The organism is Acinetobacter sp. YH12140, from assembly GCF_013418475.1.
Taxonomy (GTDB): domain Bacteria; phylum Pseudomonadota; class Gammaproteobacteria; order Pseudomonadales; family Moraxellaceae; genus Acinetobacter; species Acinetobacter amyesii.
The window spans coordinates 258122-273429 of the sequence record NZ_VPBZ01000007.1 but is presented as its reverse complement, the minus strand read 5'-3'; the positions used below and the strand labels follow the sequence as shown (position 1 = coordinate 273429).

At 42.2% G+C, this 15308-nt stretch carries 16 protein-coding genes; 9 read left to right on the top strand and 7 right to left on the bottom strand.

What is annotated here, in order from left to right:
- Window positions 1-50: 50 nt before the first annotated feature.
- Entirely contained in the window at window positions 51-1391 is a 1341-nt protein-coding gene (locus tag FTU75_RS12320; protein WP_180116064.1) for an OprD family outer membrane porin, read from the bottom strand.
- 716 nt (window positions 1392-2107) lie between these two features.
- On the opposite strand from FTU75_RS12320, the gene FTU75_RS12315 reads away from it, so the two are divergent.
- The gene (locus FTU75_RS12315) at window positions 2108-2884 is read left to right on the top strand and encodes a TorF family putative porin (protein ID WP_180116063.1); all 777 of its coding nucleotides are present in this window, start codon (window positions 2108-2110) and stop codon (window positions 2882-2884) included.
- A gap of 396 nt (window positions 2885-3280) precedes the next feature.
- A complete protein-coding gene (locus FTU75_RS12310; protein ID WP_180024227.1) occupies window positions 3281-4012 on the top strand; it encodes a TorF family putative porin in 732 nt (243 codons plus the stop codon).
- 43 nt (window positions 4013-4055) lie between these two features.
- On the opposite strand, the gene FTU75_RS12305 is transcribed toward FTU75_RS12310, so the two are convergent.
- Window positions 4056-5546: a YifB family Mg chelatase-like AAA ATPase gene (locus FTU75_RS12305; RefSeq protein WP_180116062.1), complete on the bottom strand. Its 1491-nt coding sequence runs from the start codon at window positions 5544-5546 to the stop codon at window positions 4056-4058.
- A gap of 66 nt (window positions 5547-5612) precedes the next feature.
- Window positions 5613-5840: an accessory factor UbiK family protein gene (locus FTU75_RS12300; protein ID WP_078189551.1), complete on the bottom strand. Its 228-nt coding sequence runs from the start codon at window positions 5838-5840 to the stop codon at window positions 5613-5615.
- A 278-nt stretch (window positions 5841-6118) separates the two neighbouring features.
- On the opposite strand from FTU75_RS12300, the gene glnK reads away from it, so the two are divergent.
- The 7 genes from glnK to FTU75_RS12265 all read left to right on the top strand — a co-directional run bounded on the left by glnK (window position 6119) and on the right by FTU75_RS12265 (window position 12287).
- Window positions 6119-6457 (top strand): P-II family nitrogen regulator, encoded by a 339-nt coding sequence (gene glnK, locus FTU75_RS12295; protein ID WP_067763174.1) that lies wholly within the window; start codon window positions 6119-6121, stop codon window positions 6455-6457.
- 61 nt (window positions 6458-6518) lie between these two features.
- On the top strand, window positions 6519-7910 hold the full coding sequence (locus FTU75_RS12290) for an ammonium transporter (protein WP_180116061.1): 1392 nt from the start codon (window positions 6519-6521) through the stop codon (window positions 7908-7910).
- 138 nt (window positions 7911-8048) lie between these two features.
- Entirely contained in the window at window positions 8049-8507 is a 459-nt protein-coding gene (gene nrdR / locus FTU75_RS12285; RefSeq protein ID WP_067763170.1) for a transcriptional regulator NrdR, read from the top strand.
- Window positions 8508-8543: 36 nt separating this feature from the next.
- Window positions 8544-9647 (top strand): bifunctional diaminohydroxyphosphoribosylaminopyrimidine deaminase/5-amino-6-(5-phosphoribosylamino)uracil reductase RibD, encoded by a 1104-nt coding sequence (gene ribD / locus FTU75_RS12280; protein ID WP_180116060.1) that lies wholly within the window; start codon window positions 8544-8546, stop codon window positions 9645-9647.
- Window positions 9644-10936, top strand: coding sequence for a DNA adenine methylase (locus FTU75_RS12275; RefSeq protein ID WP_078189462.1), 1293 nt, complete (start codon window positions 9644-9646; stop codon window positions 10934-10936). The genes ribD and FTU75_RS12275 overlap by 4 nt, the downstream gene beginning before the upstream one ends.
- A gap of 33 nt (window positions 10937-10969) precedes the next feature.
- Window positions 10970-11629, top strand: a complete 660-nt coding sequence (locus FTU75_RS12270) for a riboflavin synthase (protein WP_078192598.1) — start codon at window positions 10970-10972, stop codon at window positions 11627-11629.
- 112 nt (window positions 11630-11741) lie between these two features.
- Complete coding sequence (locus tag FTU75_RS12265; protein WP_111884846.1) at window positions 11742-12287, top strand: VTT domain-containing protein; 546 nt, start codon at window positions 11742-11744, stop codon at window positions 12285-12287.
- Between the two features lie 62 nt (window positions 12288-12349).
- Here FTU75_RS12265 and FTU75_RS12260 read toward each other — a convergent pair whose 3' ends face one another.
- From FTU75_RS12260 to FTU75_RS12245, 4 genes are all read right to left on the bottom strand, one after another.
- The gene (locus FTU75_RS12260) at window positions 12350-12568 is read right to left on the bottom strand and encodes a hypothetical protein (protein WP_111884847.1); all 219 of its coding nucleotides are present in this window, start codon (window positions 12566-12568) and stop codon (window positions 12350-12352) included.
- 142 nt (window positions 12569-12710) lie between these two features.
- Window positions 12711-13349, bottom strand: coding sequence for a hypothetical protein (locus tag FTU75_RS12255; protein ID WP_180116059.1), 639 nt, complete (start codon window positions 13347-13349; stop codon window positions 12711-12713).
- Between the two features lie 39 nt (window positions 13350-13388).
- Window positions 13389-13796 (bottom strand): DNA polymerase III subunit chi, encoded by a 408-nt coding sequence (locus FTU75_RS12250; RefSeq protein WP_078189457.1) that lies wholly within the window; start codon window positions 13794-13796, stop codon window positions 13389-13391.
- Window positions 13789-15237, bottom strand: coding sequence for a leucyl aminopeptidase (locus FTU75_RS12245; RefSeq protein WP_180116058.1), 1449 nt, complete (start codon window positions 15235-15237; stop codon window positions 13789-13791). Before FTU75_RS12245 ends, FTU75_RS12250 begins: the two co-directional genes overlap by 8 nt.
- Window positions 15238-15308 lie beyond the last annotated feature (71 nt).

The following is a 15308-nucleotide window of genomic DNA, read 5'->3' as shown; positions in this document are numbered from 1 at the left end:
ACCTGCACAGTGTGCAGGTTTTTTTTCGCTATCTTAGAGGAGCTGTGAAATTAAAATAATTTCACAGGGATGTCTAAGAATAAACGCCATTCGTTTGTATCACCGATATAGTTACCAGCTTGGTAGTTATCACTTGCGCGGTAGTAAGAATGACGTACACGTAAGCTTGCGTCCTTAGCAAAACCAGATTGAACAGTATATTTCACTTGGTTAAAGAATTCGCGCTCTTGACCTTCTTTTGCTGAATTGTTGACTTTAATATCCCAGCCATAAACGAATGCAGAAGTCCAATTCAAGCCTGGCACACCATAATCAGTAAAGTTTAAGTTATATTGAACTTGTGCCGATTTTTCATGGTTCCCTACAAAGTCAGATAAGTATGAGTTAGCTACATAGATTGACTGTGCGCCATCAGCATTTTCGCCATAGTCATAACCAGTGTTGCCTGTATTTTGTTGGTAAGCCAGCATTACAGAATGAGCACCTTGGTTCAATGTACCAGCAAGCGACCAAATGTTATTGCTTCGGTCAGCAGGGTCTACATTTGGAGATGTTGAATAAGTACCTGCTTCTTTATCCCATTCAGTGTGATAACCATTAAAATCTAAAGTTAAAGAACGCTTTTCAGCCAATGGTAATGTGTAATTTGCATTGATGTAGTGACGTTCGAGAGCATCTTCACTGTCTAAGCCATAATAAGATGCATTGAGTTGGTCATTAAATTTGTATTTTGCGCCCCAAACGATCGCATTATCTAAATGACGACCATCAGAGTTAATTTGGTCTGAATATTGGTTTTTAGTGAATTTACCAGCAATCACTTCTAAGTTTTCAATTTCATGGCTAGTTGCTAAAACACCTGTGAAATATTCAGGCACCATACGTGCAGTATTCGATGCAAGCACTGGAATATCAAGAACTTGGGTGCCGTATTCAACAGTTGTATTTGATATACGTGCTTTTACACTGGCACCACCACGTGCCCAATGATCATAGGTATCACCGATGCCTTTTTGTAATTCACCTTTATCATTGATTCCAGTTTCACGAGGAATCATGCCATTGCCAGCATTATTATTACTGCCTAATTTGAATGAAGCATCACCAGTAATGTTTACACCAAAACCAACCACACCTTGAGTAAAACCAGATTCAAGTTTTACGATCGCAGACTGAGCAGTTGAGCTTGTGTCAGTTACACGTTTTTCTGCACCGGTACCATTTTCGATATAATTTGTTTTGTCACGGTGAATATAACCAGTACGGAAAAGTACAGAGCCTTCAGCATCTTCCACAAAGCCTTTAGATTCACTTTGTTCGCTCGCAAAAGCAGTTGAAATAAGAGCAGCATTTACGAGTACTGCGAGTGTCAGTTGTTGAGCTTTAAGCATTGGGAGAGAGCCTCATGCAAATTTGGTTAATATGTAGTGCGATTGTATATTTTTTCTTAAAAAAATCACTATTTTTAATGCGCTTATTACACTAAAGTTAGAAAATGGCCAGATCATTGGTCAATCTGTAATAAGCAAATTTTTCGTATGTTATTGTTGTTTAACAAATAGTTTATTTAAATTGAATATATATTAAGCTAAAGAGAAGTTTATTCATTGCTTATCATAAAAAAATATAAAAAATGGTAAAAACTTTCATTTAACTTGCTGATTTATCATTACTCTTTGCGACAAATTGTACTGAATTTAAATTCGTATTTTGATCAAAAAGTATATCAATGGTTGAGGTGCATGGCATCTATGTTCAGGCACAGTAAGCACCGTTGGCGTGTTTTTTTGTAAATAGAGAATGACTTTTAGCGAAGTCGTCAGAAATGTTTTCCTTAAAATCTAGCTCAATAAAAGATGATAATAATCTTGATAAATACATATTAATGAAAGCATGAAATCATTGTTAAAGACTTGAACGCTATAAAAGATATTTCATGAATCAAAAGCTTAGTTTTTACTGTTTTATATAATCTTACCTTTGTTTTTAAATGATTTAATTTATCAAAATAAGAAAAAAGGGGCTATACAGTGCGGTAAAATCGATTAAAATCGGCGCTAAATTTTACTCAACCCAATCCACGATCGATCCGATGTGGGGACTAAACATGATTCAATTTTATAAAAAAGCAATTTTAAGTATTTTAGTGACCCTAGGTACAGTCCCTGCATTTGCAGAACAAACTGAACAAGCCACAACAGCACAAGGGAATTGGTCTGGAAGTCTGGGCGTGGTAAACAAATATGTGTACCGTGCGAGTGAAGAAAATGATCAAGCGGCATTACAAGCCGGACTTGAATATTCACACAACAGTGGGCTGTTCGCGGGCTATTGGGGTTCTACACTCAACTATGATCCTACGGACGACAGTCAGTCGCATGGTTTTGAACATGATTTCTATGTCGGATATGGACGTGAACTGAATGAAGATTGGAGCTATAAGTCACAAGTGATGGCTTATGTCTATCAAGGTGGCGGTTCAGTTTATAACGATGACCGCTCTGAAAAGCGTCGCACAACGGGCGTCGAATTTATTCAGGACATAAGTTATAAAGATTTAACTGCAAGCATGGCTGTATTGTTGTCTGATGTTAATTATGGCAACGCAGGTGATGTATATCTGAATGCTGCTTATAGCTATGCATTACCTTATGATGTTTCATTAAATTCATCGCTCGGCGTTTCTGTTTTTAATGACAGTCGTGATGACAGCCTATTAACAACCACAGAAGATGTGGTGTTCACTGAAGCACGTTTAGGCTTGAGTAAATCGATTGCTGATACTGGATTTGAAATTGCTGCTGACTATGTATGGGGCGGTAAAGATCGTGAAGGCGAGCAATTAGACGATAACGTTGTGGTTGGATTGACCTATTCTTTCTAACATTAACGAGTTGATCGTATTCGGTCATATTCTTGAAAGTGCATAATGGTGATTGTGCACTTTTTTTATGCATTTTTGAGATCGGTGTTGAAAAAATATACTCAAAAAAGCGCATTTTTAAAATCCTGTTACAACTATCAACCCGAAGATTTAAATAATCTAAATAGATGAAAATCTGCATTCTAAAATAAATTAAAGAGAAAAAAGGCCAAATAGGATAATTAAAAAATAATAAATAAAAACAGTAATATATTGGTTTTTGATAAACCAAAATGGTGGCTTTTATAAAAAAAATATGCGCTTATTTTTAAACATGGCACAGTGCTTGCTAATACCTCATTGAGTTCAACGAAATAACCAAAAAATACGTCGTCGCACGATGTGGGGGAACAAATCATGAAATTTGCACTTAAAGCTTTATCAATCGCTGTACTAGGAGCAGCATCGACGTTTACTTTTGCTGAAGCGCCTGCTTCTGAGCATTCTGTATCCGGAAATATCGGCGTACTGTCTAGCTATAATTTACGTGGTATTACCAATGTACCTGAAAATAGCGGCGCAACTATTCAAGGCGGTTTGGACTATAGCCATGCGTCAGGCTTCTATGCTGGGTACTGGGGTTCAACTTTAGATTATGCACTTGGTGAAGAAGGGCGTGATTCTTTTGAACATGACTTTTATGCAGGTTATAACGGCAAAATTACTGAAGATTTAGGTTATACCGTCGGTGGTACGTATTATTACTACTATGAATCGGATGTTGATTCAGATGGTTTCGAAACACTTTTAGGATTGAACTACAAAGACTTTAGCGTAACTGCGCAAACCTTAACGCAAAATACGACTTGGGGTAACAAGGGCGATACGTATATCTTAGGTAGCTATAGCTATGCATTGCCAAAAGATTTCACGCTAAATACTTCATTGGGCCTATATGCATATGGTGATGATGACGAATTTGTAGAAACCACTGAAGACTTTGGCTTCCGTCATTTTACAGCAGGTTTAAGCCATCCATTGGGTGACACTGGTGCGAGCGTAAATATGGATTATATCGTGGGTGGTTATGACCGTCTGGATGAAAAACAAAAGAATAAAGTCGTATTTGGCTTGAAATACGAATTCTAATTTTAAAAAGCATTAAAAATGGCGACCTAGGGTCGCCATTTGTTTAAGCATTGAGCTGGCTTCGATAGGACAGTGCTTCAGAAACGTGCTGAGCTTGAATATGTTCACTTTGAGCCAAGTCGGCAATGGTTCTGGCAACACGTAATACCCGATGATAAGCACGCGCAGATAAATTCATTCGCTGCTGGGCTAACTGTAAAATATTCTGTGCAGTAGCATCCAAAACCGCCTGTTGCTCCAATTGCGTCGGCGTGAGCGCCATATTGGATTTTTGCTGACGCTCTATTTGTAACTCATAAGCTTGTATAACACGATGCCTAACCACACTTGAACTTTCAACCTCTTGCGAACTTTGTAATTCATGCGCTGCCAGTGGCGGGACATCTATATGTAAGTCAATTCGATCTAATAATGGACCTGAAATACGGTTTTGATAGCGTTTAATACTTTCAGCACTACATTGACAGCGGCTGTCTTGGTTAAAGGCATAGCCACATGGACAAGGATTCATCGCCGCAATCAGTTGAAAATTTGCAGGGAAGGTGATTTGACGAGAAGCGCGTGAAATCACAATTTCTTTGGATTCGAGTGGTTGCCGTAACACCTCCAACACCTTTCGATCAAATTCAGGCAGCTCATCTAAAAATAAAACTCCTAAATGTGCCAAGGTGATTTCACCCGGTTTAGGATTTGATCCTCCACCGACGAGGGCAATCGCAGATGCGGTATGGTGTGGCGCACGAAATGGACGCTGCCCAAAATGATGATTTGCACCTGCAATAGAATAAATACTCGCGACTTGCAAATTTTCTTGCATATCTAAGGGGGGCAGAATACTGGGTAAACGCGAGGCGAGTAGAGTTTTGCCTGTGCCCGGAGGGCCACGAAATAGTAGAGAATGACCGCCAGCCGCTGCAATTTCTAAAGCACGACGTGGTCTGAGTTGACCTTTCACATCAGATAAATCAAAAGGGTAACTGTGTTGATTGGCTGACGATGTCGAGGGATGGCTACTGATTAAGGCTGAACGACTTAAATGTTCACACACATCCTTAAGATGCTGCGCAGGAAAGACTTGAAACTCCGGCAGTTGCGCTGCTTCATCGGCATTGAGTGCAGGTAGAATCAGATGATGCCCGATATGCTGACAGGCAATGGCTATGCTTAAGATGCCACTGACAGGTCGTAAATAACCATCAAGTGCCAATTCTCCAATAAATTCAAAACCATCTGCTGCATTTTCAGGAAGTTGTCCCGACGCGATCAGAATCCCTAAAGCAATGGCGAGATCTAAACGTGAACCATCTTTGGGTAAATCTGCGGGTGCAAGATTAATGGTCAGACGTTTGGTCGGGAATTGAAAGCCACTATTAATAATTGCGGAGCGGACACGGTCTTTACTTTCACGGACGGCAGCCTCAGGTAGGCCAACGATGGTCAATGAAGGTAAACCTTGGCTGACATGAACTTCAACTTCAATTTGGGGTGCATTTAAGCCGAGCAAACCCCGAGTATAGATTTTGGCAAAAGACATATTATTGTTCCGTTATGGTGCATTATTTTTAATCGTTATGCGTCTTTTGTTGCACTAAAAAGGTGCTTATTTTTTGTTCTGAATTTTTTGTTCGAGTTCTTCGACGTGTTTCAACAATTCATTTAAACGTAAATTGGCATTATTCAGTGCAGTACGTTGGCGTTCGATTTCTTCTTTAGATACGAGATCCATTTTGCTCACAGCTTCATTGAGTAAGCTGCGAAGATTATGTTCGACGTCTTTTTTCGGCTGATCGATTTGTTCTAATATCGCTTGTAATAAGGTTTCAATCATTGTTTTGACCATCCTCAGTGAATTGGTGGCAGCAGTTTAACATCGCCACATTCATGACCATAGTGCTTTCATTTAAATATGCGTTTAATCGATCAGTAAAATCGTAATTCTTCTAGTAAAAACGTCTATTTTTATAAGCATACGCAAGATTATCCGTATAAAATAGGTTATAAAGAAATCTCATGCTGGGCTGACTATTTTCCCCCGACTGTAGTCATATTGGCATGAAAATTGAACATAAAACCTTACAGGTGAAATAAGCCGAAGGAAAACAAAACATGAAGCTCGTAACTGCAATTGTAAAACCTTTTAAATTAGATGACGTGCGTGAAGCACTCTCTGAAAATGGTGTTCAAGGGATCACTGTCACTGAAGTTAAAGGCTTCGGTCGCCAGAAAGGTCACACTGAACTTTATCGTGGTGCTGAATATGTGGTTGATTTCTTACCAAAAGTAAAAATCGAAATCGCAATCAGTGATGAAATGGTCGATACCGTAATTGAATCAATTACTCGTGTTGCAAGCACAGGAAAAATTGGCGACGGTAAAATTTTTGTAAGCAATCTGGAACAAGTCATCCGTATCCGTACTGGTGAAACAGGTGCAGATGCCGTTTAAAAAATTGGCATGAAGTTTGCTGAGTAGCTAATAACTCAGAAAATCAGGTCGGGGGATACGAATGAAAAAGATGCTAATTGCACTCGGCTTGTCCAGTGCACTTTTAGGTGGTTCTGTTGCGTGGGCTGAAGAAAGCGCAACAGCACCTACAGAAGAAGTCACAGTAGTTGATACTGTAAATACAACAACGCTAAATACAACAGAAGCTGCAGTTCCAGTTGAAGCAGCGCCAGTACCTGCAGAAGAAGAGCCTAAGCTCGATACAGGTGATACAGCATGGATTTTAGTGTCCACTGCACTTGTTTTACTCATGACAATTCCCGGTTTAGCATTATTTTACGGCGGTATGGTCCGTAAGAAAAATGTACTCAGCACGATGGCACACAGTTTTGTTGCGGCAGGTGTTGTGAGCTTAACGTGGGTGATTGTGGGTTATACCTTAGCATTTGGTGAAGGTAATGCCTTTATCGGTAGCTTAGACAAATTTATGTTGTCGGGCATCACCACAGAAGCCTTGTCCGGTACGATTCCAGAGATTCTTTTTGTTATTTTCCAAATGACATTTGCCATCATTACCGTTGCCATTATTAGCGGTTCGATTGCTGAACGTATGAAATTCGGTGCTTTCGTTGCGTTCATCGCAATTTGGAGTGTCGTGGTTTATGCACCAATTACCCACTGGGTATGGGGCGGTGGTTGGTTAGGAAACGACGGTGCGCTTGATTTTGCGGGTGGTACGGTTGTTCACATCAACTCAGGTGTTGCGGGTCTTGTTGCAGCGTACATGCTTGGTAAACGTATGGGGCTTGGTCGTGAATCTATGGCGCCACATAATCTAACGTTAACCGTCATCGGTGCAAGCCTTGTATGGGTAGGTTGGTTCGGTTTCAACGGTGGTTCTGCTCTAGGTGCAAATGGTTCAGCTGGTTATGCATTGGTGGTAACACAAGTTGCAGCAGCGGCAGCAGCAGTGGCATGGTTAATTACTGAAAAAGTAGTTCGTGGTAAAGCGTCTGTCTTGGGCGGTGCTTCTGGTGCGGTAGCAGGTCTTGTGGTGATTACACCTGCGGCAGGTTTCGTAACGGTTGGCGGCGCTTTAGCGATGGGTCTGATCGGTGGTGTGGTTTGCTTCTGGGGTATTACTGCGCTGAAACGTGCGTTGAAAGCGGATGACTCTTTGGATGCGTTTGGTCTACATGGTGTCGGTGGTATCGTAGGTGCGATCCTTACAGCATTCTTTGCCAGCGAATTCATCATGGGTGATAAAGCACCGAGCAACTTAATGCATCAATTATGGGTTCAAGTCGAAGGTGTACTAGCGACTATTGCTTACTCAGCTGTGATGACATTCATTATCTTGAAAGTGATTGATCTAGTGATTGGCATCCGTGTTGAAGCTGATGACGAACGAATGGGTCTAGACTTAAGTCAACATGGTGAACGTGTAGAATAATAAGATTTCAGTAAATCAATATATTGTGTAAAACAGCCCGAAAGGGCTGTTTTTTTTCCATATCTAGCGTAAAGCTCTACAAATTTCAAAATTTTTGCTACACTCTAAATCCATTCGGATTTGTTCAATTTAACCGCTATGCATTGTCCATTTTGCAACGCTGAAGACAGTAAAGTGATTGACTCACGTCTTGCTGCTGAAGGCTGTCAGATACGCCGCCGCCGTGAATGTATTAGTTGCGGTGAACGTTTTACAACTTTTGAAAGCTATGAAGTGGTGATGCCGCGTGTCATCAAGTCTGATTCAAAGAGCGAACCTTTTGATGAGGCCAAGCTCCGCCGCTCGCTGATGCATGCCTTGCAAAAGCGTCCAGTAACGCAAGAGCAAATTGAAACGGTACTCAGTGATATTCAATTGCAAATTCGCCGTTTGGGTGAACGTGACGTGAAATCACGCACCATTGGTGAAATTGTCATGCAGTCATTGTTCGCTTTAGATCATGTGGCTTATGTACGTTTTGCTTCTGTGTACCAAGACTTCCAAGATGTAGAAGCTTTTCGTCGTCAAATTGAACAAATGCAGCAGCGTGAGCACTAATGCACATCTGCCTCCATTTTTATCATGAGTGATTACATGTCTGAGTTAGATCAAGTGACGTTGCAGCAGCATCAACAGTGGATGCGGCGTGCAATTGCATTGGCACAGCAGGGGCAATACAGCACTCGTCCCAATCCCAATGTCGGCTGTGTGATTGTCAAAGACGGTCAATTGGTTGGTGAAGGCTTCCATCCCAAAGCGGGTCAACCGCATGCAGAAGTCTTTGCAATGCGTGATGCAGGTGGGGCCGCACGTGGCGCAACCGCTTATGTGACTTTAGAGCCTTGCGCGCACTATGGACGTACGCCACCTTGTGCCAAAGGTTTGGTAGAAGCAGGTGTTGCTCAAGTCGTTGTGGCCTGTCCCGATCCCAATCCATTGGTTGCGGGTAAGGGGGTACAAATCCTACGTGATGCTGGTATTGAAGTGATTACGGGTATTTGTGAAGCAGAAGCGCATCAATTGAACTTGGGCTTTTTAAAAGCCATGGCGACGGGCATGCCTTATGTCCGCCTCAAAGTTGCATCAAGCCTGGATGGGCGTACTGCCATGGCCTCGGGTGAGTCTAAGTGGATAACCGGTTCGATGGCGCGACAAGATGTACAGCATTGGCGTGCGATATCAGGTGCTGTGATTACTGGGATTGAAACAGTATTAGCCGATGATTGCTTACTCAACGTACGTCAGCTCGATGACGCTGTTGACATGCGTAACGTGGTTCAGCCGAAACGTATCGTGCTAGATCGTCAAGGCCGCTTGCCATTAAGCGCAAAAATATTGCAGCAACCTGAAACCGTGATGGTCATGGGGCCATATCGTCAGGAACTTGCTGACTTGGGCGTGGTACAATTTGAAATTCAGCCTTTGGCCGATCTGTTAGCAGCATGCGTTCAACAGTTCCAAATTTATGATGTACTTGTGGAAGCCGGTGCGACACTTTCGACCGCTTTCTTACAAGAACATTTGATCGATGAAATGATCAGTTATGTTGCACCGACCTTGTTGGGTCAGTCAGCACGTGCGATGTTTAATGCGGAATTTGACCGCATGGCAGAGCAGCTTCGATTTAAGCTGAAAGATGTCACTCAATTGGGTGATGACATCCGCTTAAGGTTAATCCCTTCTCAAGAGACGCTATGAATTCAGAGTCTACGGTTTATCACAAACGTCGTCATGCGGCTCGTACCACAGACGAATATCTTTTCCATCAGTTGGTTCCTTATTTGGGAAACAAACGCCGTCTATTACATCTGATTTTAGAAGCACTTGAGCAAACGGGAACCTTAAAACGCGAAGATGGTCGTGCGCCGATATTTGCTGACTTTTTTGCAGGCTCGGGTGTAGTGTCACGGTTGGCACGTCAAAACGGCTATCGTGTTATTGCCAATGACTGGGAACCCTACAGCCACGCCTTGAACAGCGCGATTCTCTCTTGCGTTGAAGCACCAGCGTTTAAAGAGTTGGGTGGCTATCAGAAAGCGATTGATTATCTGAACCGTTTGCCAGAAGTGAAAGGTTGGGTGACCCATAACTTGTGTCCACGTAATGATGAAATCTACGATCCTGCACGTGACCGCTTATTCTTTAAACGCCGTAACGGTATGCGTATCGATGCGATTCGTCAGCAAATTGCAACTTGGCAAGCTCAAGGCGCGATTGATGATGTGGAAATGAGTGCTTTATTAGCGCCGTTATTGTATTCAGCAAGTTTTGTCAGTAATACCAGCGGTGTATTTAAAAGCTTCCATCATGGTTGGGGCGGTAAAACCCAAGCGGCATTAGATCGTATCGGTTCTTTGTTATGGCTGACCCCAAGTCGTTTTTGTGAAATTGGTGATCCGAAAAAACCCGCCGCTGAAATGTGGTGTGTCGACGCACAGCATTTGGCCAATCAGATGAGTGGCTTTGAAGTAGATGTGGCTTATCTCGATCCACCATATAACCAGCATGCTTACAGCAGTAACTACCATGTGTTGAATGCCTTAACGTTATGGGATCAGGTGGATTTACCAACACCAGACACCAAAGGCTTTAAGAGCGGAATCGACCGTGCATGGCGTAAAGAACGTCCAAGTCCGTATAATTCTTCGAAGCATGCGAAAGAAGCTTATGAAAAATTATTAGAAACCATCAATGCACGTTACATCCTGACGAGCTATTCAACCGATGGTAATATCAGCGCCACAGATTTGTTACAAGCCAATTTAAAACGTGGTCGAGTAAGCTTATTGACGCAAGATGTGCCACGTTACCGTGTGAGCAAGCAGCGTCAGTCTGAACGTGCGCGCGTACTAGAGTTTATTGTCATCACGGATACGCATGCCAAATCAGGTCCACCGATCCGTCAGTTGTTGAGTCAATTGCACCATTTTGCAGAATTAGGTGGTGTCGATACCTCTGGTGTGAGTACGCAACTTGATTTGTGGTAAAAATCATCGCCCCATATTTTTCAGGGATTGAACATGTTTACAGGCATTATTGAAAGTCTAGGTAAAGTTGAAAGCATTCAAAACGTGGGTGGCGATGTCCGCTTGCGTATCCAGACAGATTTAGACATGTCGGATGTGCATTTGGGAGATTCTATTGCCACCAATGGCATTTGCTTAACCGTGATTGACTTTGGTAGCAATTGGTATGCAGCTGATGTATCACGTGAAAGTTTAAATCGGACCACTTTGGAACACTGGAAAGCAGGGCAGGCAGTAAATGTGGAAAAAGCCATGTTGCCGACCACGCGTTTTGGTGGACATATTGTCAGTGGTCATGTCGATGCAGTGGGTGAAATCACTCAAGTTCGTTCAGATGCACGTTCAATTTATTTTGAAGTGACCGCACCGAAAGAAATTGCACGCTATTTAGCAGAAAAAGGCTCTGTGACCGTGGATGGTATTAGCCTGACAATTAACCATTTACGTGGCAATGTGCTGAGCTTAAATTTAATTCCGCATACGGCGGAACGAACCAATATTGGCACATGGAAGGCTGGGGCTAAAGTGAACTTAGAAGTGGATGTTTTAGCACGTTATATTGAGCGTTTATTGCTCGGTGATAAAGCCGCTGAGACCACAGCGCAATCGAAAATTAGCTTAGATTTTCTCGCTGAAAATGGCTTCTTGAAATAAGTCGATACCGAAGAAAACCAAACAGTCTGATTGAAAAATTAGACTGTTTTTTTATTTTTGGTGATAATGCGTCGCGGAATGACATATATGATGAATAATCAGACAGGTGATAATGATTGATTTCTTACTGAATCTGGAACAGTGGTTACCCATGTTATTGGAAAATTATGGTGTGTGGATTTATGCCATTTTATTTCTGGTGATATTTTCAGAAACGGGTTCAGTATTTATGTTCTTCCTGCCGGGAGACAGCCTATTGCTTGCCATCGGCGCATTATGCTCAACGACGGAAGTGGTGCATTTACACACCATGGGGCTGATGTTATTTGTCGCATCAGTCTTGGGCTACTGCGTCAATTACTACACGGGCAGCGTGCTAGGCATTAAGTACTTTAATAAGCACACACGTTACTTTAAGCCCGAATATATGGTCAAAACCAATAAATATTTTATGAAGCATGGTGGTAAAACGATTTTAGTCGCACGCTTTGTACCCTTTGTACGTTCTTTTGCGCCTTTTGCTGCTGGATCTGCACGCATGAACCTTGGCACATTTATGTTCTATAACGTGCTAGGTGGTTTCATCTGGATTGGATTATTACTCGGTATCGGTTATTTCCTAGGACATACCGTTTCTGCAGTTGCAGATTTGGTCTAAGCCAAACTTAGACATAAAAAAAGCCCACAGTTGTGGGCTTTTTTTATGGAGTAGATGACCACTTAGTGTTTTGTAACGGTCACTACATCAAGGGTTTGAAAAATCGAGCTCTGGGGCAGTTGCTGAATGCTAAAACCACCTTTTTCTGATTCACGGCTGAGATACACCGAAATACTGTGAAAGTCTGAATGACTCAGCCAAAGATCTTTGGCACGAATGTCCCATTGTTCTCCAGCAGATAGAGAGGATATTTTCTGGGTAATCTGGTGAATGATGTCCATATTGAATTCCCATCTGGATGCATGATTATATTTTTAGGATGCCTGAAGCATTGTATTTTGAGGGACAATGCTTCAGTCATATGAACATCATGTTGCAAATACATGTCAGTTTAATGACAGTGACCAGATTTCGATGCACAGCTTAAGATGCTTGGGACGATGTAGATTCTGTCGAAAAATTGGAGTTTTCTAAGATATAGTCAATTTCTTCTTGTGCGGCAGCTTTCAATTTTGCACGAAAATCACTGACGGCTATTTCGATTTGCGTTTCTGCCTCAAGTTCCAAACGCACGCGTACACTTTCTAGTTCTGACAACATCTGTCCTTCGCTCACCGATAAGCTTTGACTTAATCTCGCTAAACCCGTTTCAGGGTTTTTATGATAGCGAGCGGCATAGTGTTGTACTTCACGATCAAGATTATGCTGCATCATGGTGAGTGCTTGTGTCTGTGCGGCAAAGCGTAACTCTTCGTCGCGTCTCAGTTGTTCTGCATAGGCTTGTTCAGCTTCACGTTTTTCTTCTAAGGCTTTTTCTAAAGCCAATTGTTTGCGAATACGAGCATCTTCAATCAGCTGTGCTTTTAAATCTGCATAAGCAGACTCAATTTTGTCAAAAGACACTTGCTGTTGCTGTTGGTCATTGACCAGCCATTGTTGAATGTCTGTCCTGGGATTGAGTACATCGCAAACGCGACCAAGGTCATCAATAAAGGTCTGACGAATAGCTTCAGGTACTTTTAACCAGCGCTGTTTAAAGTCTGGACCGACATTCAATGCCATGGTGCATCTCCTTGCAAATAGGGTAAAACCAATATCACGTTAAAGTTTATGGGTCTGCGGTTGAACGCCCAAACGTCGATATTGTTTATATTTTTCACGCCCGATAATTTTAGCGGGTTCGTTATTTTCAATAATTTCGATAATGTGACTAAAACTTGCGAACTGTTCAAGTGCTTGATCGTTAAAATTAAACACAATCCAGTCGGCTTGCTCAGGCAATTGGGCAGAAATACAGACAGTTGCCTCGGCTTGATCGATACCATGGGGAATGAAACCTGTGTGATCGAAACTCCACAGGCGTTCATCAAGTTGTTGCTGTAAGTCTGGGTCAGCACAATGTAGCCAAATACGTACAGGCTGACGCAGGATCTTACGGCATAAACGACAAGTGCTTTCGACTTGTCGTTCAGGACTTTTTTCAAATAAATAAAAGCTAACTTTAGCCATTCGCTTGAGCACGATTCGCTAAAAATTGCATTAATAATGGCACAGGACGACCTGTTGCGCCTTTATTTGCACCTGAGTTCCATGCAGTACCAGCAATGTCTAAATGCGCCCAACGATATTCACGCGTGAAGCGTTGAAGGAAACATGCAGCTGTTACAGAACCTGCTTTGGGACCACCAATGTTGGCAATATCTGCAAATGGAGAATCAAGTTGTTCTTGATAATCTTCAATCACGGGCATACGCCATACGCGGTCAAAGCTGTGTTGACCCGCAGCAGTCAATTCAGCCGCAAGTTCATCATCCGGAGTGAACATACCAGTAAGGACTGAACCCAGTGCTACGACACATGCACCAGTGAGAGTTGCAATATCAATCACCAGTGCAGGATTAAAGCGTTTTACATAGGTTAAGGTATCGCACAGAACCAAACGACCTTCGGCATCGGTATTTAAAATTTCAACGGTTTGACCGCTCATGGTGGTCACGATGTCACCCGGGCGAGTGGCATGACCAGACGGCATGTTTTCTGCAGCAGCAATTGCGCCGACAACATGAATCGGCAATTTCGCTTCACATAACGCACGGATGGTACCCAAAACTGATGCAGAACCGCACATGTCGAATTTCATTTCGTCCATGCCCGCACCCGGTTTAAGTGAGATACCACCCGTATCAAAAGTCACGCCTTTACCAACAAGCACCACTGGCGCTTCTTCACGGTTTGAAAGGTATTCGATGGTAATAATACGGCCTGGACGGTCAGAACCTTTGCTCACAGCAAGGAAAGCACCCATACCGAGATCAGCCATTTGCTGTTCATCGAGTACAGTCACTTTGAGTTGATCTGGGAATTCAGCTGCAAGTGCTTGAGCTTGTTCGGCCAAATATTCAGGGAAACAGATATTGCCCGGACGGTTACCTAAGTCACGAGTAAAACTTTGACCTGATTGCACTGCAGAAATTAATTCAAGCTGTGCAGTGGTTAATGGACTTTCAGTAGCGATTAAATGGATCTGCTCCAAAACAAATTCATTTTTCTTAGACTTGTATTCATCAAATGCATAAGCCGCTTGCGTCAGGCTAAGTGCAAATAAATAATGTTGTTCTTGTGGTAGAGCAGAGATATCGACACTGATCTGTTTGAATTTTTTTTGTGACGCTTTAATAATGGTTTGTGCAATTTTTGCAAATTTATTGACCTGTAATTCAGCAACTTTGCCGAGGCCTAAAAGTGCGCTATTGCGACAAGCGGCAATGTTCGCCACCAAAGGCAGGCTTTCATTGAGTGCTGCTTTAAATTGAGTCGCGTCAATTAAATTATCTAAATCATTGATTTGATATGAAGTAGCTGCATTTGTAACGTGCTCAGAATCTACTAATATCAACAAATATTGGCTGGACGCATTCGCTTGGAATGACGTATTAATAGAAAGTTTCATGTGCGGTATTTATGCCTTTTTAAATTTATAAACCATTAAACCATTGAAACATTTATATGAATAGAGTTTCA

What these genes read in the sequence shown, in the direction of transcription:
- FTU75_RS12265 (WP_111884846.1), top strand. Translation starts at nt 11,742, where the DNA reads ATGATTGATTTCTTACTGAATCTGGAACAGTGGTTACCCATGTTATTG.
- FTU75_RS12270 (WP_078192598.1), top strand. Translation starts at nt 10,970, where the DNA reads ATGTTTACAGGCATTATTGAAAGTCTAGGTAAAGTTGAAAGCATTCAA.
- FTU75_RS12300 (WP_078189551.1), bottom strand. Translation starts at nt 5,840, where the DNA reads ATGATTGAAACCTTATTACAAGCGATATTAGAACAAATCGATCAGCCG.
- FTU75_RS12255 (WP_180116059.1), bottom strand. Translation starts at nt 13,349, where the DNA reads ATGGCATTGAATGTCGGTCCAGACTTTAAACAGCGCTGGTTAAAAGTA.
- FTU75_RS12315 (WP_180116063.1), top strand. Translation starts at nt 2,108, where the DNA reads ATGATTCAATTTTATAAAAAAGCAATTTTAAGTATTTTAGTGACCCTA.
- FTU75_RS12250 (WP_078189457.1), bottom strand. Translation starts at nt 13,796, where the DNA reads ATGGCTAAAGTTAGCTTTTATTTATTTGAAAAAAGTCCTGAACGACAA.
- glnK (WP_067763174.1), top strand. Translation starts at nt 6,119, where the DNA reads ATGAAGCTCGTAACTGCAATTGTAAAACCTTTTAAATTAGATGACGTG.
- FTU75_RS12260 (WP_111884847.1), bottom strand. Translation starts at nt 12,568, where the DNA reads ATGGACATCATTCACCAGATTACCCAGAAAATATCCTCTCTATCTGCT.
- ribD (WP_180116060.1), top strand. Translation starts at nt 8,544, where the DNA reads ATGTCTGAGTTAGATCAAGTGACGTTGCAGCAGCATCAACAGTGGATG.
- FTU75_RS12320 (WP_180116064.1), bottom strand. Translation starts at nt 1,391, where the DNA reads ATGCTTAAAGCTCAACAACTGACACTCGCAGTACTCGTAAATGCTGCT.
- nrdR (WP_067763170.1), top strand. Translation starts at nt 8,049, where the DNA reads ATGCATTGTCCATTTTGCAACGCTGAAGACAGTAAAGTGATTGACTCA.
- FTU75_RS12245 (WP_180116058.1), bottom strand. Translation starts at nt 15,237, where the DNA reads ATGAAACTTTCTATTAATACGTCATTCCAAGCGAATGCGTCCAGCCAA.
- FTU75_RS12305 (WP_180116062.1), bottom strand. Translation starts at nt 5,546, where the DNA reads ATGTCTTTTGCCAAAATCTATACTCGGGGTTTGCTCGGCTTAAATGCA.
- FTU75_RS12275 (WP_078189462.1), top strand. Translation starts at nt 9,644, where the DNA reads ATGAATTCAGAGTCTACGGTTTATCACAAACGTCGTCATGCGGCTCGT.
- FTU75_RS12310 (WP_180024227.1), top strand. Translation starts at nt 3,281, where the DNA reads ATGAAATTTGCACTTAAAGCTTTATCAATCGCTGTACTAGGAGCAGCA.
- FTU75_RS12290 (WP_180116061.1), top strand. Translation starts at nt 6,519, where the DNA reads ATGAAAAAGATGCTAATTGCACTCGGCTTGTCCAGTGCACTTTTAGGT.